We start from the raw sequence: 249 nt of genomic DNA on the forward strand, positions 1-249 counted from the left end.
GCGTGGTCGCTCTCCGGGTCGACGTACACCTTCTGACTCGCCGACCCGTTCACACTCACCCGCGTCCGAAGATCGCTGAGATCGAGCCGCGCCGCGCTCGAGAACAGCCGGGCAAAGAACGGCCGGCGCCCGTATGGTCTTGAGGAGCGACAGGTCCTCGAAGAGCTCGTCGTAGTAGCCGTCCTCGTCGAGCGATATCCGGTCGCTCGTAGACGCCGACGACTCCGAACCCCCGTCCGGCACCGCATC

General features: G+C 66.3%; 1 protein-coding gene. It reads right to left on the reverse strand.

Annotation, left to right across the window (positions count from 1 at the left end; translation table 11 throughout):
• The coding region (locus EXE48_RS18970) for a hypothetical protein (protein ID WP_241992041.1) at positions 1 to 249 on the reverse strand (249 nt) is incomplete at both ends.

Origin of the sequence: Halorubrum sp. ASP1 (assembly GCF_005435135.1) — an archaeon.
GTDB classification, from domain to species: Archaea; Halobacteriota; Halobacteria; order Halobacteriales; family Haloferacaceae; genus Halorubrum; species Halorubrum tropicale.